Origin of the sequence: Enterococcus sp. DIV1283b, from assembly GCF_051710965.1 — a bacterium.
GTDB classification, from domain to species: Bacteria; Bacillota; Bacilli; order Lactobacillales; family Enterococcaceae; genus Enterococcus_B; species Enterococcus_B lactis.
The window spans coordinates 2,138,729-2,162,883 of sequence record NZ_JBIOLR010000001.1; the positions used below are offsets into that span (position 1 = coordinate 2,138,729).

A 24,155-nucleotide genomic window follows, 5' to 3' on the forward strand; every position below is an offset into this window, starting at 1 on the left:
ACTCAACCCTTCAATGCAGTTGCTTGTTGAATGATTTTATTCGGTGTGCGCCAATCCTCCCGCTCGAATTCAGAGACTGGGACTTGGATATCCAACTCTCCGTCTAGCTCGACTAATAATTGCACAGATGCTAAAGAATCAAGCAAACCTTCATCAAATAGATCAATATCACGATTTTTTCTTACTTCATCTGTTCCTGTTATTTCTTCTAAGATTGATAAAATTTGTTCTTCCATTTTCCTTTTCTCCTTTGTTATATAAATTAATATGTCTCTATTCGTTAGCTAAAAAAAAGTTTATCTAAAAATCCTGAAAAAATCAGGAAGCTGAAACATACCGCTTGAAATGTCAAAAATACGGCTACGCCATGCGTAAATTTGTTAGAAGGCAACTGATCTTTATGCTTCTTCTTAAATCGGATCCATGCATCTGTCAGACAGATCAGACAAGCATGATACAGACCGTATACGATGTAGTACCACGTCAATCCATGCCAGACACCCATTAGAAGAAATAAAGCGAAATACCCGATATTTGACATCACGATCTTGCTTTTAAAAATTTTTTTCTTCATCATGAAGAACATCAACCGCATATACACGTAATCGCGGAACCAAAAAGACAAGGTCATATGCCATCGATTCCAGAATTCTTTGATATTCCATGATAAAAATGGTTTATTGAAATTGATTGGCGTCTGATACCCCATCATGTAGCTTGTACCGACCGCAAACAAACTGTAACCTGCAAAATCAAAAAATAAATACATGCTATACACGTACATGTAACCCACTAACGCCCATGAAATCCCACCATGCTGTAATGCGATGCGCCCTACTACAGGGAGCAGTACTTGACCAAAATAATAACCGATAATGAACTTATATAAAAAACCGACAAAAATATTTTGGACGCCTTTTCCCAAGAGATCAACATATTTATCACGAACAGGTGGATGGAGCTGATCCTTTTCAAATCTCCTATAACGATCGATGGGTCCAGAAGATATCGTCGGGAAAAACAGCAGAAACTGGATATAACGAAATGGATTATATACTTTGATCATGCCATCTCTTATTTCCATGATCATTTGCACAGACTTAAAGGTTAAATAAGAGATTCCTAAAAAACCAAGTAGCGATGCTTTTCCATGTTCAAAAAAAGGAGTCACTTTCGTTAAAAACAGTGGAATTATTGCTAAAATAACGGCGGCGTAAAACCATCCTGTTTGATTTTTCCTTTGCCGGTGAACAAAATAGCCCCATACAAGGATTGTCTGCCAAAAAACATACCCAATCAGCGCCGCTCCCTGTTCCCAATAAGTACCTCCAAAGCTGACAAATAAAAAGAAAAGTGTCACCACTGATTGATAAATTGGTAATCTTTTTTTCCATATCAGTAAAGATAGAACGATTGGTATAAGCGCAATGGCTAAAAGAAAAAAATAAAACGGCTCTGCGTAAGGGATCATATGAGGAAACATCATTCAGGATTCACCTCAGCTGTTAATTTTTTTCGATCAATTTTTCCATTTACTGTCTGAGGCAGCAGATCGACATAATGGAACTTCTGAGGAATCATATACTCCATCACAACCTGCAGTAATTGTTCTTTGATCGATTTGGTCAGTTGAAAATCCGGTTGTTTCGTTGTGTTTTCTAATACGATGAAAGCAACAAGCTGCTGCACTTTTGTTCCTTGATATTTTGGTACGACAACGGCTTGTTTGATCCGGGAGTCTTGGAGCAGATAATGTTCGATATCCCCTAACTCGATCCGGTAACCATGCAATTTGACTTGCTGATCCATACGGCCTTCATAAAATAAAAGCCCATCTTCATCCAACCTTCCTGCATCCCCTGTATGGTAACTTGCTAAGTCATTTTGACAAAAGAACGCAGCTGCTGTTTTTTCTGGATTGTTCAGGTAACCTTTTGATACGCTTGGTCCTGCAATAATGATTTCACCAGTTTCTCCTTTTGGAACAAGTTTGTCTTCTTGGACAATAGAAACTTTGGTGTCTTTTTTTACATAGCCAATCGGTAGTCGGTCATATTTATCTAGTACGTGCTGATCAATCTGAATACTTGAAATAGCCACAGTTGCTTCTGTTGGACCGTAAGTATTATATATCCGTGCATTTGGGAATCGATCAAGTAGCGTTTCTGCAGTTTTTTTTGTCAATTCTTCTCCGCAAAATAAAAACATGTCCAATTCTGGCACATTTTCTCCATTGAAGGTAGGCTCCATCAAGCAAATATCCATAAAAGATGGAGTAGAAACCCAAATATTCAACTTCAAGTTAGGCAATGTCGCGAATAATTGACGAAAATCTTGAATAACTGCTTTATTTAACGGCTTCAGCATTCCACCAGAAACTAATGCAGGATAAATAGAAAATACCGATAAATCAAAAGAAAATGGCGCTTGGGCTAAGAAATGCATACCAGGCTTGATCCCAAAGTCTTCCATCGTCCATTGAACAAAGCTGACTAGATTATCATGACTGATTTGTACGCCTTTTGGTTCTCCAGTAGTACCAGAAGTAAAAATAATATAAAAATTTTCTGTACCTTTTACGCTATTTCTGGGATAAAAATCTACTGGTATCTTCTCGATTTCTTGAAATTCTTCTTTTGTTACGACAGGAACAGAAGGAATATCTTCTATCCAATTCCCAATACTGATGACCATAGATGGTTTAGCCACCCGAAAGATCGATAGGATACGTTCTTTGGGTGTATGTTCTTCAATTGGCAAATAGGCATGACCAGATTTGACAATTCCTAGAAATGCGACAATCATCTCAAATTCTAAATTACCAAAAACGACGATTGGTCCATCCCCTTCTACCTTTTCTTCTAAATAATAAGCAAGTGCGTCTGATGCTTGTTTCAATTCTCCAAAAGTATGCATCTCATCCGCCTGATAAGCAATTCGATCAGGTTCGCTTATTCCCCAATCATCGACTGCTTCAATAATCGTTTTGATTTCCATACTCTTCCTCCTAAAATTCGTTATAGATAAATGTTCCTCCTTGAATATTTTTATAGTGATACAGGTAGATAAGGAACAGCAGTACCGCACTATAAAAAATTGTTCGAATGATGAATTTTCCCCAATAATTCAATTTTGGATTAGACCACCATTTGTTCATTGGATTCCCTCCTCATATAACCTCACACAAAGTGTAACGAATTTTGACAAAAAGAAACATGTGTCTAGCTTACAGAAACCGTTTTTTTACTAACAGTTTTGTCACATAGCTTTTATAAAAATAGCACATCAAAACACTGCTTTTTTCTTTATAATTTCTAGTAATTTTAAAAAATATAAAAAATAAAGAGGTTGTGACAAAAACGTGTCACAACCTCTTATTCCAAATAAACGGTGTGTAAAAGCTTGCATCTGCGGTAATAAGTCCAGCCAAATCAAAAACATGGGAAACTATTTTCGCTTGGCTGTTTTTTATTACTTGATGCAGGACAGCTTTTTCACAACCTCTTCTTTAAACGGTGTTTAAAATTTAGTACTTTTTATTATCTTGTCTTATTCCGCCTGTCATTCCTCGATAATCCGACAATATAACTGACTCGTAATGACATAAAGCAAAAGATAGATAAGGATCAATAAGCCACTGACAAGATAAGCCAACCAATAATCGGCAGTTTTGATATACTGAGTGAAAACATTGATTGCAAATACTGCATGAGTGATTCCTAATATCATGGGTGGAAAAAAGGTAAGTGCGTTTTGCTCGAAAATCATCCTTCTAATTCTTCTTTGTGGTATCCCCAGTTTAGTTAATAGGTGATAATTTTCTTTTTCTTCCTCTGCTTCTGCTAATTGCCGAACGGTCAGAATACTGCCAGTAGCAATAATGACGATCATTCCGACAAACAGTGTGACAAAAATATTGATACCAATCCGCCGGTTGACTGCACGCAATTTTGAATAGCTGGAAGAGAAGTTCAACCGAGAACCTTCTTGACTAAATTGCGCTTCCTTCATTTTGTCATCTGGCAGTTTCTTTGTACTAATTTCTCCTTGCAGACGCCCATTTACGATATCATAAGAATAATAAATAGCATTGAGCCACTTTATCGACATTTCACTGCTCAGTCGTTCATCTATCTTTTCATTATTTCCACCTGACACATCCGCATTGACTACTTGATAATCTACACCTTTTGCTTTTTCAAAAACGTTATCATCCACGACTAGTACAGGACTTAGATATACCATCGTTTCATCACCTAATACACTTGGAAGCATTTGTTGAATCTTCAACTCTTGATTATCTGGCAATCCAATACTAGAACCATATAATGAAATATTTCGGAAAAGAGTTTGCATTTGATCAAGCAAAACAGTATGGTTAGGAGATTTCAAAGAAACGTTTGGCAAATCCGGATTAACTTTTCTGAAGGCTTGATATTCTGTTTCTGAGATCAGATTAGCAGTTTGAAACATAGGTTCTTCGAGATCTGGTCTGTAGATACTACCTATGACTTTATAATGCAAGGTGATTTCTTTAGTTATCTTCTGTCCTTCCTCTGCCAGAATAGGCTTGATTTTTTTCCCTGTCTCGACATCAAACTGATAGTCCATCGGGGAGGATACTTTCTCCTGATACGATAAAATAGTAGAAATACTAGCCGTACCGCCAATCGTCATTAAAGAAATTCCAAGAATGACTGTAATTAGAGAATTCGTACGCCAGCTTTTGAGCAGGTGCACTTGTGTATTACCTATTATTAAAAAATTGATCCCATAGTAATAGAGCTTCCATTTACTCAATATGATCAAAAAGAGCCGAAATGTATAGCAGAAAAACAAATAAGTACCAATCACACAAATGAAAAAGATCAGAAAAGGCAAAAAGAGAATGAATGTCTCAAGGTAATGATGACTGATCATCCATGAAGTGATTTCTCTAAAATGACTAGCCCCAAAATATCCGCTCGTTAAAAGCAATAACCCAATGACAGCGAGTAATCGATGCCTTGTTCTGAAACGCATCGTTGAACTATCTGCTTGTTCTTTTTCTCCAAAACTTCGAATCATCGGGTAGCGCCAGATTTTCCATATCGAATACACAGATACTGCTAAAAGGATGATGAAAAAAGCAAATAAAGTATCTGCGACTGATGGAATGGAGATAAAAAACGGACTATTAAGATCCATATCCATCATTCGAACCAAAATCATGGAAAAGAGTTTGGAGAAAATAATGCCGAGCAATATCCCAAAAATACAGGCAAATAACCCAATTATCATGATTTCCAACACATATATACCTGAAATTTGTAGTTTGTTCATACCAAAAAGTTGATAGATACCTATTTCTTTTTGTCTTCTATTCAAAAAAAATCGGTTGGCGCTGAATACGAAAAAAAGTAAAACGACAGTAATGATCAGTCCGCCAAAACTCAATCCGCCATCTATCGAAGTATCTGGACTTGCTCTTCTAACTAAAGATTGATCATAGGTCATTGCGCTGAATGAATAATAAATCATCACGGATAAAGTCAAACTGAAAAAATAAACAAGATACCCTCGGGACTGCCGAAAAAAGCTTTTGACGGCTAGTTTATACAGCATTCATTTTTCCTCCTCCACCAATCGTTGCCTGCATGTCGATTACTTTTTCAAAGAATTCTCTTCTTGTCCCTCTTCTCACAACTTCTGAAAAAATCACGCCGTCTTTAATAAATAAAATTCTGTCACAGTAGCTCGCTGTATATGGGTCATGGGTGACTAGCAAGATTGTCGCTTTTTCTTTTTGATTCATAGTCTGTAAATAATTCAACAATTCTGTGGCCGACTTCGAGTCTAGAGATCCAGTTGGTTCATCTGCAAAGATTACTTGTGGCTGAACAACAAGGGCTCTAGCGGCTGCAATTCGTTGTCGCTGACCGACAGAAAGCTCATCTGGATATCGTTTTAGCAGTTCTTCTATATTCAACAATTGAGCTACGTGTCTTACTCTCTTTTCCATCTCTTCCTTAGTCATCCGTTCAACTGCTAGGGGCAATAGGATATTGTCTTTTGCATTTAAAGTATCGATCAAATTGAATTCTTGAAAAATGAATCCTAGTTTTTTTCGGCGAAAGTCACTGAGCTCACTATTTTTCATTTTTGTGATTTCTTTTCCTTGAATCAAGACACTACCCATCGTAGGCAAATTAATCGTGGATAAAATATTCATCAACGTCGTCTTACCTGCACCACTTGGACCCATGATCCCAACAAATTCGCCTTCTTCTACTGTGAATGAGATATTATCTAAAGCTTTGACGGGAGAAAGTTTGCTACCGTAGCTTTTACTGAGATGTTTCACTTCGATCATCTTTTCCAATTCTTCTTCTCCTCTTTCATTTCTGTTTATTTGCATAGTAGCATATCTACGAACAATTTGCTCTTATGTTTTTGTCACTTTTTCTTAGCCCAAATAAAAAAATTTTATTCAATTATTTTATTCAGCTAAATTAAATATGCAAAAAATAAATCCATCAACTACAAGTTTTCACTTTTTTTCACAATAAAATATACACTACATATAGTATAGAAATCCAATTATGCAGCGGATTGAATACTATATATAGCCGATAATTAGTTGCTCCTTCCTAAATTTTGTTTTATGATAGACAAGAACAATTTAGCAGGAGTTGAAGATAATGAAAGTAAATTATGAAGAGAAAACAGTCGTTACTCAGCAACCAGAGGCACACCAGATGAAAGTTATCAAACGAGATGGCCGCCATGTTGATTTCGATGAACAAAAGATCAACGAAGCACTAATCAAAGCTGAAAAGAAAATTCACGGCTCATTATCCCCACTTACTTACGAAAAAATCCAAATGATTGCAGACTTGGTTGTCCAAGAAATCAAAAGCCGGTTTGCTGAAAATGTCAAGATCTATGAGATTCAAAACATCGTGGAACATATCTTATTAGAAAAAAACGAATATGAATTAGCAGAAGAGTATATCAATTACCGTACAAAACGGGATTTTGCTCGTAGTAAAGCGACAGATATCAACTTTTCGATTGAAAAACTAATCAACAAAGACCAGACTGTCGTGAATGAAAATGCCAATAAAGACAGTAATGTTTTCAATACACAGCGTGATCTAACAGCCGGCATCGTCGGAAAATCGATCGGACTGAAAATGTTGCCGCCACATATAGCAAATGCGCATCAAAAAGGTGATATCCATTACCATGATTTGGATTATCATCCTTACACACCGATGACAAATTGTTGCTTGATTGATTTCAAAGGTATGCTGAACAACGGTTTCAAAATTGGAAATGCGGAAGTGGAATCACCTAAATCTATCCAGACAGCGACAGCACAAATCTCACAGATCATTGCTAATGTTGCGTCAAGTCAATATGGTGGCTGTTCTGCCGACCGAACAGATGAATTGCTGGCTCCTTTTGCAGAATTGAACTATAAAAAACATCTAAAAGACGCGGAAGAATGGATCGATTCGCCAGAACGCCAAAAAGAATATGCAAAAGCAAAAACCAAAAAAGATATCTTCGATGCTATGCAAAGTTTGGAATATGAAATCAATACCTTATTTACTTCAAATGGGCAAACCCCTTTCACTTCATTAGGGTTTGGTTTGGGGGAAAACTGGTTTGAAAGAGAAATCCAAAAAGCGATTTTACAGATCCGAATCAATGGATTAGGGAGTGAAAAGCGAACAGCTATCTTCCCTAAACTGATCTTCACTTTGAAAAAAGGTGTAAACTTAAACCCTGAAGATCCTAATTATGACATCAAACAACTAGCATTGGAATGTGCAACGAAACGAATGTATCCTGATATTCTGAATTACGACAAAATCGTCGAATTAACTGGAAGTTTCAAAGTACCTATGGGCTGTCGTTCATTCTTGCAAGGATGGAAAGACGAAAATGGTCAAGAAGTAAATGTCGGACGAATGAATTTAGGTGTGGTTACATTGAATTTACCAAGAATCGCGATCGAATCAAAAGGAGATCAGAACAAATTCTGGCAGCTATTGTCTGACCGTTTGGAAATCATGAAAGATGCGCTTCTCTATCGTGTAGAACGTTGTAAAGAAGCCATTCCAGCAAATGCGCCAATCTTATATATGTATGGTGCTTTCGGAAAACGTCTTTCACGTACCGATTCTGTCAATGAATTATTCAAAAACCGTCGAGCTACTGTATCATTAGGTTACATTGGATTATATGAAGTTGCTTCAGCTTTCTTCGGTGGCGAATGGGAAACAAACCCAGAGGCAAAAGCTTTCACACTTGACATCGTCAAAGAATTAAAAACCAATGCGGATGCATGGGGTGATGAATACGGTTATCATTTCAGCGTCTATTCAACACCAAGTGAAAGTCTGACTGATCGTTTCTGTCGTTTAGATACAGAAAAATTTGGTATCATCGAAAACATCACAGATAAAGAATATTATACAAACAGTTTCCACTATGATGTGCGTAAAAACCCAACGCCATTTGAAAAATTGGAATTTGAGAAGGATTATCCAAAATATTGTTCAGGTGGATTCATCCACTACTGTGAATACCCTATGCTCCAACAAAATCCGAAAGCTTTAGAAGCTGTATGGGATTTTGCATATGATAAAATCGGGTATCTTGGTACGAATACGCCAATTGACCATTGCTACCAATGTGGTTTTGAAGGTGATTTCAAACCAACAGAACGAGGCTTCGAATGTCCAGAATGTGGAAATCATGACCCAAAAACATGTGATGTAGTCAAACGTACTTGTGGCTATTTAGGAAATCCACAAGCTCGTCCGATGGTACATGGTCGCCACAAAGAAATTTCCTCACGTGTGAAACACATGAAATGAGTTTGTGAAATCAGCGTCCTGTCCTGAGTATTAGAGAAGCAAAATGGAAAATAGCTCCTCCTATTTTTCGTTTAGTTGGGCTTATTACCGCAGATGCAAACTTTTGAACACCGTTTATTCAGAATAAGAGGCTGTGACAAGTCTTTTTTCACTACTCTCTTTCGATGCTTTGTGTCTTTGAACGCCCTCTATCAAAATAAGAACAAGCTTTCTTGAACAATGGATTTAGGTCAGTTTGTTCTTATTTATGTGGTCGAGAAGATTTTATCTTCAATAGCTATATCTTTGAACCTTAAATGAAAGAAGTTTTTTTATGAGAAATCCAAAACCAAAAGAATGGTTAGCAAAAGACTACAGTCAAAACTATATTGCTGACTACAAACCGTTTAATTTTGTCGATGGTGAAGGTGTCCGTAACAGTCTTTACGTTAGCGGCTGCTTATTCGCCTGCGAAGGTTGCTTCAACAAAGCTGCACAAAATTTTCGATATGGCAAACCATTCACACCTGAATTAGAAGAACAAATCATCGCTGACTTGCGCTACGATTACGTACAAGGACTGACTTTATTGGGCGGCGAGCCTTTTTTGAATACAGATGTTTGTTTGCAAGTCGTACGACGTATCCGAAAAGAGTTCGGTACGACAAAAGATATCTGGTCATGGACAGGCTATACCTTTGATGAATTGCTACAAGATTCAGAAGATAAATTAGAACTCCTTTCGCAAATCGATATCCTTGTTGACGGACGCTTTGAATTGAGCAAACGTGACCTAAAACTACAATTTCGCGGAAGCAGCAACCAGCGAATCATTGATGTCCAAAAATCTTTAGAATCCAACCAAGTTATGATTTGGGAAAAATGTACGGATGCAACAGAAACCTATGAACAAATCAAAAAACAAGACTTGATATAAAAACAGCTTTGAGAGAGAAAACGGATTTCCATTTTCAACTCTCAAAGCTGTTTTTATATTTCTTGATTTCCCCATAACGGAAGGACGATATTTTCATAGGTCATCGGGTCAAGATTCGTCAAGGTGATTCCTAACAATCGGATCCCTTTTTCTACTCCCAAGATTTCCTCCCATATAAGACTTGCTTGATAAAAGAGCGCTTCTTTTTTATAGATGTATTCTGGCAATGTCACTCTTTTGGTCACAGTAGAATAATCCGTGTACCTGACCTTCAAAACCACTGTTTTCCCATGTTTTTGGACTCTTCTCAGTGCTTCTTCTACTTTTTCAGCTAGTTGGCGCAACTGAGCCAGCACGGCTTCCTCCGTTTGCAATGGCTGTCCATACGTATGCTCTTTTCCCACAGATTTTCGCTCTCTTGTAACATTTACTGGAGAATCATGGATTCCTCTCACTTTACGATAAAGAGAATAGCCCATTTTTCCAAAATTTCGAATCAACATCATTTCTGTGCATTCATATAGATCTTTTCCAGTATAAATCCCTAACTCATGCATTCTAGGTACAGTTTTCTTCCCTACTCCATGAAATTTTTCAATTGGCAAAGCTTTTAAAAATGGCACAGCATCTTGAGGTGCAACTACTGTGATCCCTCTAGGTTTTTGATAGTCTGATGCTAATTTGGCCAAAAACTTATTGTAACTTACTCCCGCAGAACATGTTAGCTGGACTCTTTCCCAAATATCTGCCTGGATCATTCGAGCGATTTTGATGGCTGACTTGCAATTGATTTTGTTTTCAGTCACATCAAGATACGCTTCATCGATACTAACTGGTTCCACAATGTCTGTATAATGATAGAATACTTCCCGTACTTGTTTGGAAATCTCGCTGTATTTATGATGGTCGCCAGGCTTAAAGATGGCTTGCGGGCAAAGCTCATACGCTTTTTGTGCACTCATTGCTGAATGAATTCCGAATTTTCTTGCTTCATAATTTGCCGTAGTCACTACTCCACGCCCACCAGTGTCACTGGGATGTCTAGCAACTACTAATGGGTGCCCACGAAATTCAGGATGATCTCGTTCTTCAACAGAAGCGAAAAAAGCATCCATATCGATATGAATGATTTTTCTTGATGTATCATTATGTAAAGGAAATTGCAGCTCCATCATCCTCACCTCTTAGCCATTATACAGGAACGTTCGTTCGCATTCAAGAGATTTGAGAAGTTAGTAGCTGTTTTCCACATTGTCGCTTCATTGTATACTACTTATACTATTTCAGTCTAATTCGTGATATTGACGGTAAACTTCTTGTTTTTTCAGTCCATTTTTAAGCGCTACTGCTTTGATAGCAGCATTTGGCTTTTCGCCTGATGCAATCTTTGCTTCTACTTGTTCTTTTAAGGATCCCTGCTCTTCATCCACTTCTGTCCCTGTCGTTTCAAACAAATTTCCTTCTACAAGCAGACAACATTCCCCCTTTACTGGATGTTCTTCGATATATGCAAGTAGTTCTTCTGTACTTCCTCTAAGGTATTCTTCATGGATCTTTGTCAATTCTCGACACAAAACGACTTGGCGATTACCAAAAATGTCTAAGAAATTCGTCAACGTAGCTGTGATCCGATAAGGTGACTCATAGAAAATCAGCGTAGCTGTTTGTTCTTTTAGCTTTTCCAATGTTTCTTTCTGTTCTTTTTTCTTGCGTGGAAGGAAGCCATAAAATAAAAATGGTTGAGGCACTAGCCCTGAAGCAATCAAAGCCGTCATCCCAGCTGTAGGTCCTGGGATAGAGATCACAGAAATCCCTTCTTTTATGCAGGCTAAAACTAGCTCATGTCCAGGATCGCTGATGGAAGGCATTCCTGCGTCACTGACTTGAGCAATCGTTTTTCCTTCTTTTAACAAAGCAATCAATTGAGGGACACGTTCTTTATAATTATGTTCATGTAAACTTTTTTGGGGCGTATGAATCTCGAAGTGATTCAATAATTTTTGTGTATTACGCGTATCTTCGCTTGCTATAAGGTATGCTTCTTGTAGCATACGAACACTTCTGTAGCTCATATCTTCTAGATTTCCGATTGGAGTCGGTACAAGATATAAATTCCCGTATACTGTATTTCCTTTGAAACTTTTTTGATTATACATCTGTCACAATCTCCTTAATAAAAAAACTGGAGCAGTCTTTCTCCGCTCCAGTCTCCTCTTGTTATTGATCATCGACCGCTTTCGCGATAGATCACTTCTAGACAAAACGCACAAGGCTCGTCATTGTCCCGTCTTGACCCATATAAATCGTAGCAGACATGGAAGCCTTCTTCATAAATTTTTTCAAGATTCATACGAGACTTGGAAAGTTCTTGCTTCACATTTTCAGCTGGAGCTTGTGCAACTTGGTTCAATTCCCGAAGATGTTCTCGCAAGCGTTGATTTTCCATCTCCAAAGTCGTATTTTTTTCTACGATTTCATGCAAAGCATGCTTCATTTCAACAAGTTCTGTTAATGTATTTCTCAACTCTGATTCTAACTGATTCAATCCGTCGTATAATGATCTCTTATCCATTTATCTCACCTACTTGGATAAATTCTTTCAATTCATCCCATTCATATTCGACAGGATTTTCCCGTCCAGTCAGCCGAATACTAACGATACGGCTAAGCAGATTCAACCCTACGACTTTCCCTTTACCATCAGGTGTAACAATTACTTTTCCAAAGTCAGGGAGTTCTTTTTTTGCTGTCTCGTATTCTTCGCTCTCATATTGTAGACAGCACATCAAGCGTCCGCATAAACCGGAAATTTTTGTTGGGTTCAAAGATAAACTTTGATCTTTTGCCATTTTGATCGATACGGGCACGAAATCGCCTAAAAAAGAAGAACAGCATAATGGACGCCCACATGGACCAATTCCGCCTATTATCTTCGCTTCATCGCGTACACCAATTTGTCGAAGCTCAATACGAGTACGAAATACAGCGGCTAGATCCTTTACCAATTCTCTAAAGTCGATTCGCCCGTCCGCCGTAAAAGAAAAAATCAGTTTGTTTCGATCAAATGTATATTCAGCTTTGACTATTTTCATTTCCAGCTCACGCAACTGCACTTTTTCTTTTGCGATTTGCAATGCATCACGCGCATCTTCTTTATTTTTTTTGTCTTTTTCTAGTTCAGCTTTTGATGCTTTATGCAAGATTGGACGAATAGCTTCAGGAAGGTCATTGGGATCAATCTCTTTTTTAGGAAGGACAACAGTAGCAATATGTAAGGATTGCTGAGATTCGACTAATACCTTGTCATTATAAATATATTCAGAGTCTCCTGGTGCAAAATAATAGATATGACCTGCATCTCTATATCGGACACCTACTACTTCTACCATTTCCATCCTCCTTGATTATCGTCCTCTGCGGCAAGCTAAAAAATCGTCTGCAAAACGAACTGTTCCGCAACAGCTTGAAAACCGACATTGCTACGTAGTTTCTGCTCTGCGATCAATATTCGTTCAATTATCTGGTTTATCTGTTTCACTTTGCCATATTCGCATTTCGCTACTGCTTGACGCTGTGCTTCCTGATAATAAAACATCAGGACAGATAATCCTGTAAACTGCTGTGTTTTTTCTTTAAATGATTTCACTAATTTTTTTTGGACATAGATAAAGGCTTGAGTGTCTTGCTTTTGCAAGTAAACGAACCATTGATAAATCAAGTCCTTAGCATCATTAAACCATTCATCTTGAGAGATTTCAACTGCTTTTCCTAAACTGTTTGTTAAGAAAGCCAAAAGTTTTGATTTTTCTAATGGAATCTGCTCTTCTTGCAATCGATGGATCAATGCTTCTTTCGAAAGTTCTTGAAAATGCAGCACTTGACAACGGGATTGAATAGTAGGGAGAATCCTTCCTACTGCATCTGTCTCTAATACCGCTAAAAAATCTCCCGGTGGTTCTTCCAAAAATTTCAACAGACTGTTTGCCGCACTGCTATTCATTTTTTCAGCTTCTTTAATCAAAAAAACCTTTTTTCTTGATTCATATCCGCTGCGACTGAATTCCGTCTGCAAACGTCTGATCTGGTCAACTTTGATTGTTTGTCCGTCCGGTTCGATAACCAGAACATCTGGATGTTCTTTCTTTTCGATCCGCTGACAATTGTTGCATTTTCCGCAAGGCTGATTGTCTTCCATTTGGGTACAGAACAGATGCTGTGCGAGCCACACACCTACTTCATGTTTTCCTGTTCCTTTTTCTCCTTCAAAAAGATAAGCATGAGCGAGACGCCCATGCTCAAAACTCCGTTGAAGCTGCTGATACACGATCGGTTGCATTTGAGCCAAGTTTATTTCTTGATTCATAGCTCAGCTCCTCCTAAAATTGATGGAATCCTTCAACAGGTAAGACGAAGACTGTTGCACCGCCTACTTCTACTTCTACTGGATAAGGGACGCCCCCATCCATCGAAATATCCAATGTAACAGGTGTAGATACAAATTGTTTTCTTGATTCACACGTTTTTTTGATGATTTCCAATGCTTCTTCTACTCGATCATCTTCAATACCCACGATAAACGTGCTGTTTCCAGCCTTAAGGAAGCCGCCTGTCGATGATAATTTTGTGGCACGGATATTTGCATCAATCAATTCATTTGATAAACGGTTGCTGTCTTTGTCTTGGATAATCGCTAAAATAATTTTCATAAACGTTCACCTTCCTAGTTTTCAAAAAATTGCGGATATTGTTCAATAATTGTATGATAACTTGTTTGCAGCACTTCTTCAAAGCTTTTTCTTGCATCAACTTTGTGGATTCTTTCCGGATTCTCTTCTGCCAGCTTTAAGTAAGCATGTCGTACACGCTGGTGGAATTCCAAACCTTCCGAATCTAAACGGTCGATTTGGTTTTGTCTGTTTTTCTTGATTCTTCTTAATCCGGTGTCTGAATCTACGTCAAGATAAAGGGTAAAATCTGGCGTAGTACCTTCTGTAGCAAACTCATTCAACCGAGCAATCTCGGTAACGCCGATGCGTCGGCCTGCACCTTGATAAGCAAGAGAACTGTCGACAAATCTATCGCATAAAACGATTTTCCCTTTTGCCAGAGCAGGTAAGACCTTTTCGACTAGATGCTGTCTTCTTGCCGCCGCATAAAGTAGTGCTTCTGTGCGTTCATCCATCCGATCATTTTTTGGATCCAGGATTACCGCTCGAATCTCTTCAGCAATCGGGATGCCTCCCGGTTCTCTTGTTTGAATGATTTCTGTTTTTGCTACTTCTTTCAAAAGAGGGAAAAGTTCATTCAAGATGCTGGTTTTTCCTGCACCATCAGGCCCCTCGATTGTAATAAATAGTCCGTTCACATTGTTGCCCCCATCTCTTATGCTGCTTCTATATTGTATCTGAAAAAACATTTAATTAGAAATTTATAACTCGCGTCTTCCTTCGACAGCTTTCAATAACGTGACTTCATCTGCGTACTCGATATCAGAGCCTACAGACAACCCATGTGCTAAACGTGTTACTTTGATACCGGCTGGTTTAATTAGACGTGAGAGATACATTGCTGTTGCTTCTCCTTCTGTTGTCGCATTTGTTGCGATGATCACTTCTTTTACATCTGCATCATGCAGCCGCTGCAGCAGCGAAGAAATATTGATATCTTCTGGACCTGTCCCTTCCATCGGTGATAACACACCATGGAGTACATGATAAAGTCCGTGATATTCCCGCATTTTTTCCATCGCCATTACATCTTTGGGCTCTTCGACCACTAGGATAATGCTGCGATCACGTGAAGGGTTTCTACATATTTCGCAAGAATCTTCTTCTGTGATGTTTCCGCAGATACTGCAAAAGTGTAAATCTCGTTTTACACTTAACAAAGATTTAGCAAATTCATTCACTACTTCATCTTTCATATCGATTGTATAAAACGCGAGTCTTGTCGCTGTTTTCTGACCGATTCCTGGAAGTTTCATATAGCTGTCGATCAGTTTCGCAATTGGTTCTGGATATTGCATATTCATTACTCCTTCAGTTTAAAACTAAAATCCTGGTAAACCTTTTGCGTATTTCCCTAATTTTTTCTCAGTTTCCACATCAATTTGTGCGATTGCGTCATTGACTGCCATTACGACAAGATCTTGAAGCATCTCAATATCATCAGGATCAACGACTTCTTCATTGATTTGGATATCCTTCATACGGCGATCACCTGTAAATACGGCTTTGACCAATTCATTAGTGGCTTTACCTGTAAATTCTGTTTTATTTAGCAGCTCTTGTGCTTCCGCCATTTCTTTTTGCATTTTTTGTACTTGTTTCATCATGCCTTGCATATTGCCCATTCCACGCATCATAATTATCTACTCCTTTTTTCTTAATCATCTACTACTGTAACAGCCTCGGAACCAAAAAGTTCCTCTGCTTTTACTACAAGTGTTTCTTCTGGTACTTCCTGTTCTTGAGGGAGTAATTCGATTTCTCCTTCTGATTCTTCAGAAGCAAAAGAGTTTTCTGTTCCCTCTTCTTGTGCTTGCGTCAAATAATTTTTTCGAAGTTCCGGCCAACTTTCTCTTGTGATATAAACCGGATCAGGCGCATAGTCTTTGATCATTCGGCTTAAATTATTGTGTACCGAAAGCTGCAGTTCTTCGTCGTTTGCTGCTCTTTGGCAAACAATCTCATAATCAAATGCAATCACTAATCCTGTAGGGCCAGCTGCAACTGGTTCACTTGCTTTAAGCATTGCCCGCTGAGTGACAGAGAGGCTCATCAGCAAATCTTCCCATGCTTCTTTTACTTGGTTCAGATGCTGTCTTGTCGCTTCCCGCAGAACTTTATATACCCGTTCCGTCGGTACCCGATACGTACTTGTTTGTTTTTTGTGATTCGTCTGCTGTACTGGCTGTACTCTTGTATTCGTAGTTCCTGTGTTACTGCGAAGTTCTTTGATTTCGTTTCTCAGTTCCTTGATCTCTTGTTGCAACTGTTTTACTATCTGATCATCTGCTGATGCCATTTTTGCTGAAGGAACAGAAGCAGACGGTAGCTGTGCGAGTTTGACTGTAGCGACTTCCAAATAAATAGCGGCACTATTAGTAAATCGGATTTCATTTTGTGTATCGCTCAAAATCTTTATCATTGAAAATAGCTGATCCGCTGAAACAGTTTGTGCCAATTCTGTAAATGTACTTCTGATCGTACTTGATTGTTCTTCAACTAGATTGGGCGCTTGCTGATACATCAGCAGATCACGGCAGTATTGTAACATATCCTCTAGAAAACGACGTGATTCTTTGCCGGCTGCGAGAATTTGATTCAACGCTTCCAATGCTTCTGGTACTTCTTTTTTCACGCAAGCATTCAAGTAGCTGTCCATCATTTCGTCTGTCAAGCTGCCTGTTACTTGCATAGCATCATCTAAAGTAATCGTTCCTTCACTAAATGAGATTGCCTGATCAAGAATACTCAATGCATCCCGCATCCCGCCTTCTGCGGAACGGGCAATCACATTCAATGCAGCTGGTTCATAGCTGATAGTCGATTCTTTTAAGATAAATTCAAGATGTTCGACAATATCTGCCGTATTGATCCGTTTAAAATCAAATCGTTGGGTTCGTGAAATGATCGTAGCTGGTATTTTGTGAGGTTCGGTCGTTGCTAAGATGAATATGACACTTTCTTTTGGCTCTTCCAATGTTTTCAACAAGGCATTGAAAGCTCCTGTTGAAAGCATATGTACCTCATCAATAATGTACACTTTGTACGCTGCCTTTGTAGGCGCATAGTTTGCCCGATCACGGATAAATCGGATTTCTTCGACTCCGTTATTGCTGGCAGCATCGATTTCGATCACATCTTCTTGCGTACCAGCAGTGATTGATCGACACATTTCGCATTCGTTGCATGGTTCACCGTCTTTACTGTTCGGACAGTTGATTGCTTTTGCGAAAATCTTTGCTGCACTTGTCTTTCCAGTTCCTCTGGGTCCTGTAAACAAATAGGCATGTGAGGTTTTGTGGGAAACAATAGCATTTTTTAGTGTCTGTGTCACAGCTTTTTGTCCAACGATGTCTTCGAAACGCTGCGAACGCCAGACTCGATAAAGTGCTTGATATGCCATAAGGATCCCCCTTTTTTAAAAAATTCACTATCTCTTATTATACGTGATATTGGGCAAAAAAACTACTATCCTTCTCGGCTTTTTCAGGTATTTAATCAATACGCAAGTTTCCATTTCAATTCCGTCTCTAGTCCGAGAAGTTTCACTTCTTCCTATGGTATAATAAATAAACAATAATTGTTTGGCATTAGCTGAATCAGAGGAGGAATTTTTTATGGGTCTTATCAAAGCAGCAACAAGTATGGTCGGCGGCGGTCTGGCAGATCAATGGCTAGAAGTCATCGAACCAGACAATATGAGTGATACAACGGTTATGACGAAAGGTGTCAAAGTTCGCAAGGATGACAAACGTGGCTCAAATCGTAAAGGAACAGAAGATGTTTTGACAGACGGAACAGTCGTCCATGTCTACCCAAACATGATGATGCTTTTGGTCGATGGTGGAAAAATCATCGATTATACCGCTGAGGAAGGTTATTACACCATTAAAAATGACGCAGCTCCTTCCATGTTCAACGGAACACTGAAAGAAGCAATTGCTGAAACATTTGACCGATTTAAATTTGGTGGCGTTACACCGCAGAAACAACAAGTTTTTTATATCAACCTCCAAGAAATAAAGGGAATCAAATTCGGTACGAGTGCGCCATTGAACTACTTTGATAATTTCTATAACGCAGAATTATTCTTACGGGCACATGGCACTTATTCTATTCATGTCGTTGACCCGATTTTATTTTATACAAACGCAATTCCTAAAAACAAAACACAAGTAGAAATCAATGATATCAACGAGCAATACTTAGCTGAATTCCTAACAGCATTGCAATCAGCTATCAATCAGATGTCTGCGGATGGACAACGGATTTCTTATGTACCATCTAAGAGTCTGGAGTTAAGCAAATACATGGATACTGCACTGGATGATTCTTGGCGCGAGTTGCGAGGGATGGAGATCGTCTCTGTCGCTGTGGCCAGCATTTCTTACACCGATGATTCTGTTAAACTAATCAATATGCGTAACGAAGGAGCGATGCTAGGTGATCCTAGCGTGCGTGAAGGATACGTGCAAGGTTCCATTGCCCGTGGAATGGAAGCAGCCGGAAAAAATGAAGCAGGAGCAATGACTGGCTTTATGGGCGTAGGTATGGGAATGAATGCAAATGGCTCTTACCTTTCCCAAGCGGCTCAAAACAACCAAGAACAAATCAAGCAACAAGCTGAAAAACAAAATCAACAAGCCGCACAAGGGAATGCTGATACTTGGACGTGTCCAGTCTGTGGGACAGAAAATTCCGGAAAATTCTGTTCCAACTGTGGCGCTGCCAAACCAGTAGAAAACGCTCAGCCTAAGCTACAGATGCGTTGCAGCGAATGTAACGAAATTGTGGATCTTTCCAACGGCATCCCTAAATTCTGTCCAAACTGCGGCAAACCGTTTAAAGGAATCCCCGTTGATTAATTTATTGAGAAAGGTGTGCAGCTGATGGATGTTCTTACACATAAATGTCCTAATTGCGGCGGTCCGTTGACTTTTGATCCTAAAGACCAAAAATTTCATTGCGAATACTGCCTGAATATCTATACCGAAGAAGAAGTCAGCCAATATGAGCAGAAGCAAAAAGAAGCGCGTATGGCTGGCGAAGAGAACAAAGAAGAACCTTCGCCTACAGAAGATTTTACTTTTACAGCTCAAGAACAGCTTACCGACATGAGTGAAGCCGAGCGCAAAGCGTTTGACGAGGCAGGTGGTTTTTCAGATACAGCGGACGAAGTTGCAGGTAATACTGTAGCGATGGATCTTTTCCTTTGTCCCAACTGTGGTGCAGAGATTGTGACCGATGCGACCACTGCTGCGACTTATTGTTACTACTGCCATAATCCCGTCGTACTATCGGGACGTTTAAGCGGAGAATTCTTGCCAAACAAAGTACTCCCTTTTGCTGTCGAGAAAGAAGAAGCAATCAATAGATTTCTCGCTTGGACCAAGAAAAAATGGTTTGTTCCAAAAGCTTTTTTCAATAAAGACCAAATCGATAAGCTGACGGGTGTATATTTCCCTTATTGGGCTACAGATGCTGAAGTAGATGGGGCAATGCAGGCAAACGGCACAGTTATCCGCATTTGGCGAATAGGTGACATCGAATACACAGAAACGAAGCAATTTGCTGTTTCAAGAGCAGGCAAGCTTTCTTTTAAAGAACTAGTAAAAAATGCCTTATCAAAAAATACGCAACAAAAGATGGTCGAAGGCGTGCAACCTTTCCCGTTAGATAAAGCAATTGATTTTAAAAGCCAGTATTTAGCCGGGTTCCAAGCAGAAAAAAGAGATATCGAATACGAGGCAATCAAATCGCAAATTCAATCTGAATTAAAAGACTATTCAGAGAAGCTGTTAAAAGATACTGCCAATGGGTATACAACATTGACAGGTGTCCGAACCTCTGCTTCAATCACAAATGAAGTAAATAATTACGTATTGTTGCCGGTATGGCTCGTTACTTATCGAAGCAATGACTCAAGTAAAAAAGTCTACTACTATGCAATGAATGGGCAAACAGGAAAAGTCAGCGGTGTCCTGCCGATTAGCCAGAAAAAATTAGGACTGACTGCTCTTGGGATTTTCGCTGGACTAGCGATCCTCTTTCTGATCGGAGGTTACTTGATATGATGAAAAAATTCTTTTTGTTCTTTCTTTTGCTAGTAAGTGTTAGTTGGCCGGTGGCTACTCATGCGGATACAGCGACGGTAAATGACGAGGCTGGGTTGTTCACTACAGATCAAATCCAATCTTTGGAACAACAGGCAGAAAAACTGAATGAAAAAATCAAGGGACGAGTCTTAATCGTCACAACTACTTCTAATTCAGAAGAACCAAGAGACTTTGCCGATAATTACTTAAGAAAGGCAGTCGGAAATGATCAAAATGGCTCAGTTTTGCTATTGGATATGGGACAGCGTGAAATCTACATTTCGACTTCTGGTAATATGATCGATTATTTGACTGACAGTAGAATCGATTCGATCTTAGATGATGTTTATGATCAGATGACGAATGCTGCCTACTACGATGCTGCAAAAGCGTACTTGTCTAAATCAGCCACATATGTGGAAGACGGAGTTCCAGGAGGTCATTATCGTGTAGATGAAGAAACAGGCAAAATCACACGCTATAAAGTTTTGACGACAGTGGAAATCATCATTGCTGTTGTTTTGGCTCTTATCCTTAGTCTTGTCTTTTATTTTGTGACTGTTTCGCGTTATCAATTGAAATCAGGCATCTACAAATATCCGTTCCGAGAAAAATCCAGTATCAAATTAACTGAAAAAACCGATCGTCTGACAAATTCTTTTGTCACGACAAGAAGAATCCCCAAAAGCCCACCTCCTGGAAGCGGCGGTGGCGGAAGTACTACCCACTCTAGCGGTGGCGGGACTTTTGGCGGTGGCGGAAGAAGTTTCTAAAAATAGCTAAATGAATGTTCGCAAAAAGGGCTGTGACAAAAATCGTGTCACAGCCCTTTTGTTGCGAATAAACGGTGTTCAAAAGCTTGCATCCGCGGTAATAAGTCCAGCCAAGTTAAAAACATTAGGAGCTGTTTTTACTTGGCTCTTCTTATTACTTGATGCAGAACAGCTTTTTTACAACCTCTTGGTAAACGGTGTTCAATCAGCTGACCTTCGGTATTAGCTCAAAACGCTGATTTCACAACCTCTTATTCACGGTGTTCCAGAAGTAGCTTCTTCGAAAATAAGCCGAAATTTGTCAAAAATGTGAGTAACAATTTTCGTAAATTCCTTCTTATTTCTTAAAGCTTACCACTTCTGTCACAACCTCTTTGTTCATCAAAAGATAATATTGTCTTCTAACAAGTCCATATTCAAAATAACGATATGATGATCTTTCACTGTGATAATACCATCTTTTTTCAACTGCTTTAAAATTCTGTTCACACTGCTAGCAGTTGAAATACCACAAAATTTGGCGATTTCTTCATTTGTGATCGAAAAATCGATCAGCATCCCCTCTTCTGTTCGCACACCGAATAAATCATATAATTCGTAAAGTTGCGTACAAACAGCTCCCAGTTTTCCATTTAACAGCATTTGTTGCATTTTTTTCATCGAATAAAGCAAGCGATAGCGGTAATACTCTTTTACATAGTGTTGTAGCTTTGGATCTTGGTTGATATTTTGCCAAAATCGCACACGATTGATTCGATAAAACTCTGCATATTCTGATTCAACTCGAATATTATACGGCGAATCGATGAATTGTGAATATTCGTCTTTTAAAAGAGAGACGATTTCAAGATCTTTGATATAGCGAAGGTTAAATTCTCTCCCATCATTTGAAATAACACTTGCTTTTACCGTTCCCTCTTTCAAGATATACGTATGGGAATCTTCCATCCCTTCGAATGTCAAATATTTATGATATCCTTTGCGTATTATCGGAAAATCATTTTTATCCAAATATTCCTTTAAGACTCTACTATCCAATGATGCTCCCCCATCCAAACTTTCATCTAAAAAGATCATACAGTACTTTAAAACTTTTTAAAGTCCAAAGGTATTTTACTAATGATATTAACATTTGTTAAGTACCTTTTTCTATCACTTATGCGATTTTTTTCCTTTTTTTTATTCGTTATACTGCAGAAGTAAAATTTTTTAAGAATAGAGGGAAAAAACATGAATTACTGGATGAACACAATCATTAATCGATTAGAAACAGCATATCAAACAAGATTTGACATGAAAGCTTCTTTAGTCTTTTTAAATGATGCGTATCAAAACTCGATCGAATTGATCAAAGCAGTGGATGAGAATCCAACAAACGAATGCGAAGAATTTTTAAACCTGTTTATGTCTACACGGGATTTATTTATTCGCCAACTTGTTGATCGCTATCCATCCAATTATCACGATGTAGAAGTTCAAATACAAAAATTAAAAGCATATTCAGCTTAAGGGGAATGTATAACATACATGGAAAAGAAATTATTTAATAAATATTTTATCGGAATCACATTGATCAATTTTATCGTCTACCTGATTTATTATCTATTGATGGTCATCATGGCAGTCATTGCGCAAGACACATTACACGCCAGCTTGAGCCAAGCAGGTTTTGCTTCTGGGATCTATATCATCGGAACATTGCTGGCACGCTTATTCATGGGAAAACAGTTAGAACTATTTGGTCGGAAGTTTACCTTAAGAGGCGGCGCGATTTTCTATCTTCTTTCAACATTAGCTTATCTTTATACACCAACTATCGGGGCATTGTATTTAGTTCGATTCTTAAATGGATTTGGTTACGGTACAGTTTCTACAGCTACAAATGCTATCGTTACTGCATATATCCCTGCATCTAAAAAAGGGGAAGGCATCAATTATTACGGATTAAGTACTAGTTTAGCTGCCGCTGCTGGACCATTTTTAGGAATGATTTTGCTGAACATGACTGACTTTCGTTTCATTATTTGGTTTTCAATTGTACTGGTCTTCTTTGTTACGATTGCCTGCCTTGTCTTTCCTGTAAAAAATATTCCATTATCTGAAGAACAAAAAACATCTCTTCGTTCATGGAATATCAATAGTTTTATTGAAAAGAAAGCACTTTTCATTACAGGAATCGCCTTTTTGATGGGTCTTTCTTATTCAAGTGTTTTATCATTTTTATCTTCTTATACAAAAGTAATCCACTTAGTTGCTGCTGGGTCATTTTTCTTCGTCGTATATGCTTTGGTCATCACATTTACACGTCCATTGACTGGAAGGATTTTCGATGCCAAAGGAGAACAATACGTGATGTATCCTAGCTATTTATTCTTAACAGCAGGATTATTTTTACTGAGTGTAACGACAAATAGTGTGACATTGCTTATTTCTGGAGCATTAGTCGGCTTAGGTTATGGTACGTTCATGTCAAATGGACAAGCTGTCTGTTTGAAGATCGTAAAAGAACACCGGATCAGTATTGCTTTGTCTACCTACTTTATTGGTTTAGACCTAGGCTTAGGCGTTGGTCCTTATTTGATGGGGATGCTAAAATCTCTTACTTCATTTAGAGGATTGTATGTGATTGCCGGAGTCATTCCATTGATATGTACAGCGCTCTATCTTGCTAAGGGCCGAAAACATAGTCATGAAGCAGAGGGCGAATTGATTGAATCATTGAAAAATGAAATTTGATCTTGATGAATAGATAAAAAAACCGTTCAGATCTGAAA

24 protein-coding genes are annotated in these 24,155 nt (G+C 38.6%); 7 read left to right on the forward strand and 17 right to left on the reverse strand.

Annotated features, from left to right (window positions below; translation table 11 throughout):
* Positions 1-2: 2 nt before the first annotated feature.
* The 6 genes from dltC to IGJ53_RS10550 all read right to left on the reverse strand — a co-directional run bounded on the left by dltC (position 3) and on the right by IGJ53_RS10550 (position 6,361).
* The gene (gene dltC, locus IGJ53_RS10525) at positions 3-236 is read right to left on the reverse strand and encodes a D-alanine--poly(phosphoribitol) ligase subunit DltC (protein WP_002292356.1); all 234 of its coding nucleotides are present in this window, start codon (positions 234-236) and stop codon (positions 3-5) included.
* A gap of 44 nt (positions 237-280) precedes the next feature.
* The gene (gene dltB, locus IGJ53_RS10530; protein ID WP_002314225.1) at positions 281-1,486 is read right to left on the reverse strand and encodes a D-alanyl-lipoteichoic acid biosynthesis protein DltB; all 1,206 of its coding nucleotides are present in this window, start codon (positions 1,484-1,486) and stop codon (positions 281-283) included.
* Complete coding sequence (dltA, locus tag IGJ53_RS10535; RefSeq protein ID WP_010733356.1) at positions 1,483-2,997, reverse strand: D-alanine--poly(phosphoribitol) ligase subunit DltA; 1,515 nt, start codon at positions 2,995-2,997, stop codon at positions 1,483-1,485. Before dltA ends, dltB begins: the two co-directional genes overlap by 4 nt.
* 10 nt (positions 2,998-3,007) lie before the next feature.
* Complete coding sequence (locus IGJ53_RS10540) at positions 3,008-3,157, reverse strand: teichoic acid D-Ala incorporation-associated protein DltX (RefSeq protein WP_002292353.1); 150 nt, start codon at positions 3,155-3,157, stop codon at positions 3,008-3,010.
* 404 nt (positions 3,158-3,561) lie between these two features.
* Complete coding sequence (locus tag IGJ53_RS10545; RefSeq protein WP_259741511.1) at positions 3,562-5,604, reverse strand: ABC transporter permease; 2,043 nt, start codon at positions 5,602-5,604, stop codon at positions 3,562-3,564.
* Positions 5,594-6,361, reverse strand: a complete 768-nt coding sequence (locus tag IGJ53_RS10550) for an ABC transporter ATP-binding protein (RefSeq protein ID WP_002310242.1) — start codon at positions 6,359-6,361, stop codon at positions 5,594-5,596. Before IGJ53_RS10550 ends, IGJ53_RS10545 begins: the two co-directional genes overlap by 11 nt.
* A gap of 319 nt (positions 6,362-6,680) precedes the next feature.
* Between IGJ53_RS10550 and nrdD the strand changes: the two genes are divergently transcribed.
* Positions 6,681-8,870, forward strand: a complete 2,190-nt coding sequence (gene nrdD, locus IGJ53_RS10555; protein WP_010733354.1) for an anaerobic ribonucleoside-triphosphate reductase — start codon at positions 6,681-6,683, stop codon at positions 8,868-8,870.
* Positions 8,871-9,183: 313 nt separating this feature from the next.
* Positions 9,184-9,786, forward strand: a complete 603-nt coding sequence (gene nrdG / locus IGJ53_RS10560; RefSeq protein ID WP_259741510.1) for an anaerobic ribonucleoside-triphosphate reductase activating protein — start codon at positions 9,184-9,186, stop codon at positions 9,784-9,786.
* Positions 9,787-9,839: 53 nt separating this feature from the next.
* Here the strand turns inward: nrdG and dinB are convergent, their stop codons facing one another.
* From dinB to dnaX, 10 genes are all read right to left on the reverse strand, one after another.
* On the reverse strand, positions 9,840-10,961 hold the full coding sequence (gene dinB, locus IGJ53_RS10565; RefSeq protein WP_010733353.1) for a DNA polymerase IV: 1,122 nt from the start codon (positions 10,959-10,961) through the stop codon (positions 9,840-9,842).
* Between the two features lie 108 nt (positions 10,962-11,069).
* On the reverse strand, positions 11,070-11,942 hold the full coding sequence (rsmI, locus tag IGJ53_RS10570) for a 16S rRNA (cytidine(1402)-2'-O)-methyltransferase (RefSeq protein WP_010733352.1): 873 nt from the start codon (positions 11,940-11,942) through the stop codon (positions 11,070-11,072).
* A 68-nt stretch (positions 11,943-12,010) separates the two neighbouring features.
* A complete protein-coding gene (locus tag IGJ53_RS10575; RefSeq protein ID WP_002288076.1) occupies positions 12,011-12,358 on the reverse strand; it encodes a DNA replication initiation control protein YabA in 348 nt (115 codons plus the stop codon).
* Positions 12,351-13,175, reverse strand: a complete 825-nt coding sequence (locus tag IGJ53_RS10580) for a PSP1 domain-containing protein (protein WP_010733351.1) — start codon at positions 13,173-13,175, stop codon at positions 12,351-12,353. The genes IGJ53_RS10575 and IGJ53_RS10580 overlap by 8 nt, the downstream gene beginning before the upstream one ends.
* Before the next feature lie 35 nt (positions 13,176-13,210).
* Complete coding sequence (holB, locus tag IGJ53_RS10585; protein ID WP_259741509.1) at positions 13,211-14,149, reverse strand: DNA polymerase III subunit delta'; 939 nt, start codon at positions 14,147-14,149, stop codon at positions 13,211-13,213.
* 13 nt (positions 14,150-14,162) lie between these two features.
* Positions 14,163-14,492: a cyclic-di-AMP receptor gene (locus tag IGJ53_RS10590; RefSeq protein WP_002292340.1), complete on the reverse strand. Its 330-nt coding sequence runs from the start codon at positions 14,490-14,492 to the stop codon at positions 14,163-14,165.
* Positions 14,493-14,506: 14 nt separating this feature from the next.
* The gene (gene tmk, locus IGJ53_RS10595) at positions 14,507-15,151 is read right to left on the reverse strand and encodes a dTMP kinase (RefSeq protein ID WP_002292339.1); all 645 of its coding nucleotides are present in this window, start codon (positions 15,149-15,151) and stop codon (positions 14,507-14,509) included.
* A 63-nt stretch (positions 15,152-15,214) separates the two neighbouring features.
* Entirely contained in the window at positions 15,215-15,811 is a 597-nt protein-coding gene (gene recR, locus IGJ53_RS10600) for a recombination mediator RecR (RefSeq protein WP_259741508.1), read from the reverse strand.
* A gap of 24 nt (positions 15,812-15,835) precedes the next feature.
* Positions 15,836-16,150, reverse strand: coding sequence for a YbaB/EbfC family nucleoid-associated protein (locus IGJ53_RS10605; RefSeq protein ID WP_002292337.1), 315 nt, complete (start codon positions 16,148-16,150; stop codon positions 15,836-15,838).
* Positions 16,151-16,170: 20 nt separating this feature from the next.
* The gene (gene dnaX, locus IGJ53_RS10610) at positions 16,171-17,916 is read right to left on the reverse strand and encodes a DNA polymerase III subunit gamma/tau (protein ID WP_259741507.1); all 1,746 of its coding nucleotides are present in this window, start codon (positions 17,914-17,916) and stop codon (positions 16,171-16,173) included.
* Between the two features lie 214 nt (positions 17,917-18,130).
* Here dnaX and IGJ53_RS10615 point away from each other — a divergent pair, with 214 nt between their 5' ends.
* Genes IGJ53_RS10615 through IGJ53_RS10625 form a run of 3 tightly spaced genes read left to right on the forward strand, consistent with a single transcriptional unit; the run spans position 18,131 to position 21,381 of the window.
* Entirely contained in the window at positions 18,131-19,378 is a 1,248-nt protein-coding gene (locus tag IGJ53_RS10615; RefSeq protein WP_002315432.1) for an SPFH domain-containing protein, read from the forward strand.
* 24 nt (positions 19,379-19,402) lie between these two features.
* Positions 19,403-20,587, forward strand: a complete 1,185-nt coding sequence (locus tag IGJ53_RS10620; RefSeq protein WP_010733349.1) for a hypothetical protein — start codon at positions 19,403-19,405, stop codon at positions 20,585-20,587.
* Positions 20,584-21,381 (forward strand): TPM domain-containing protein, encoded by a 798-nt coding sequence (locus tag IGJ53_RS10625; protein ID WP_002315434.1) that lies wholly within the window; start codon positions 20,584-20,586, stop codon positions 21,379-21,381. The genes IGJ53_RS10620 and IGJ53_RS10625 overlap by 4 nt, the downstream gene beginning before the upstream one ends.
* A gap of 381 nt (positions 21,382-21,762) precedes the next feature.
* Here IGJ53_RS10625 and IGJ53_RS10630 read toward each other — a convergent pair whose 3' ends face one another.
* Complete coding sequence (locus IGJ53_RS10630) at positions 21,763-22,419, reverse strand: Crp/Fnr family transcriptional regulator (RefSeq protein WP_002289231.1); 657 nt, start codon at positions 22,417-22,419, stop codon at positions 21,763-21,765.
* Between the two features lie 192 nt (positions 22,420-22,611).
* On the opposite strand from IGJ53_RS10630, the gene IGJ53_RS10635 reads away from it, so the two are divergent.
* Both IGJ53_RS10635 and IGJ53_RS10640 read left to right on the forward strand, forming a co-directional pair.
* Positions 22,612-22,890, forward strand: coding sequence for a hypothetical protein (locus IGJ53_RS10635; protein WP_002289230.1), 279 nt, complete (start codon positions 22,612-22,614; stop codon positions 22,888-22,890).
* A gap of 18 nt (positions 22,891-22,908) precedes the next feature.
* The gene (locus IGJ53_RS10640) at positions 22,909-24,117 is read left to right on the forward strand and encodes an MFS transporter (RefSeq protein ID WP_010733348.1); all 1,209 of its coding nucleotides are present in this window, start codon (positions 22,909-22,911) and stop codon (positions 24,115-24,117) included.
* The last annotated feature ends 38 nt before the right edge of the window (positions 24,118-24,155 follow it).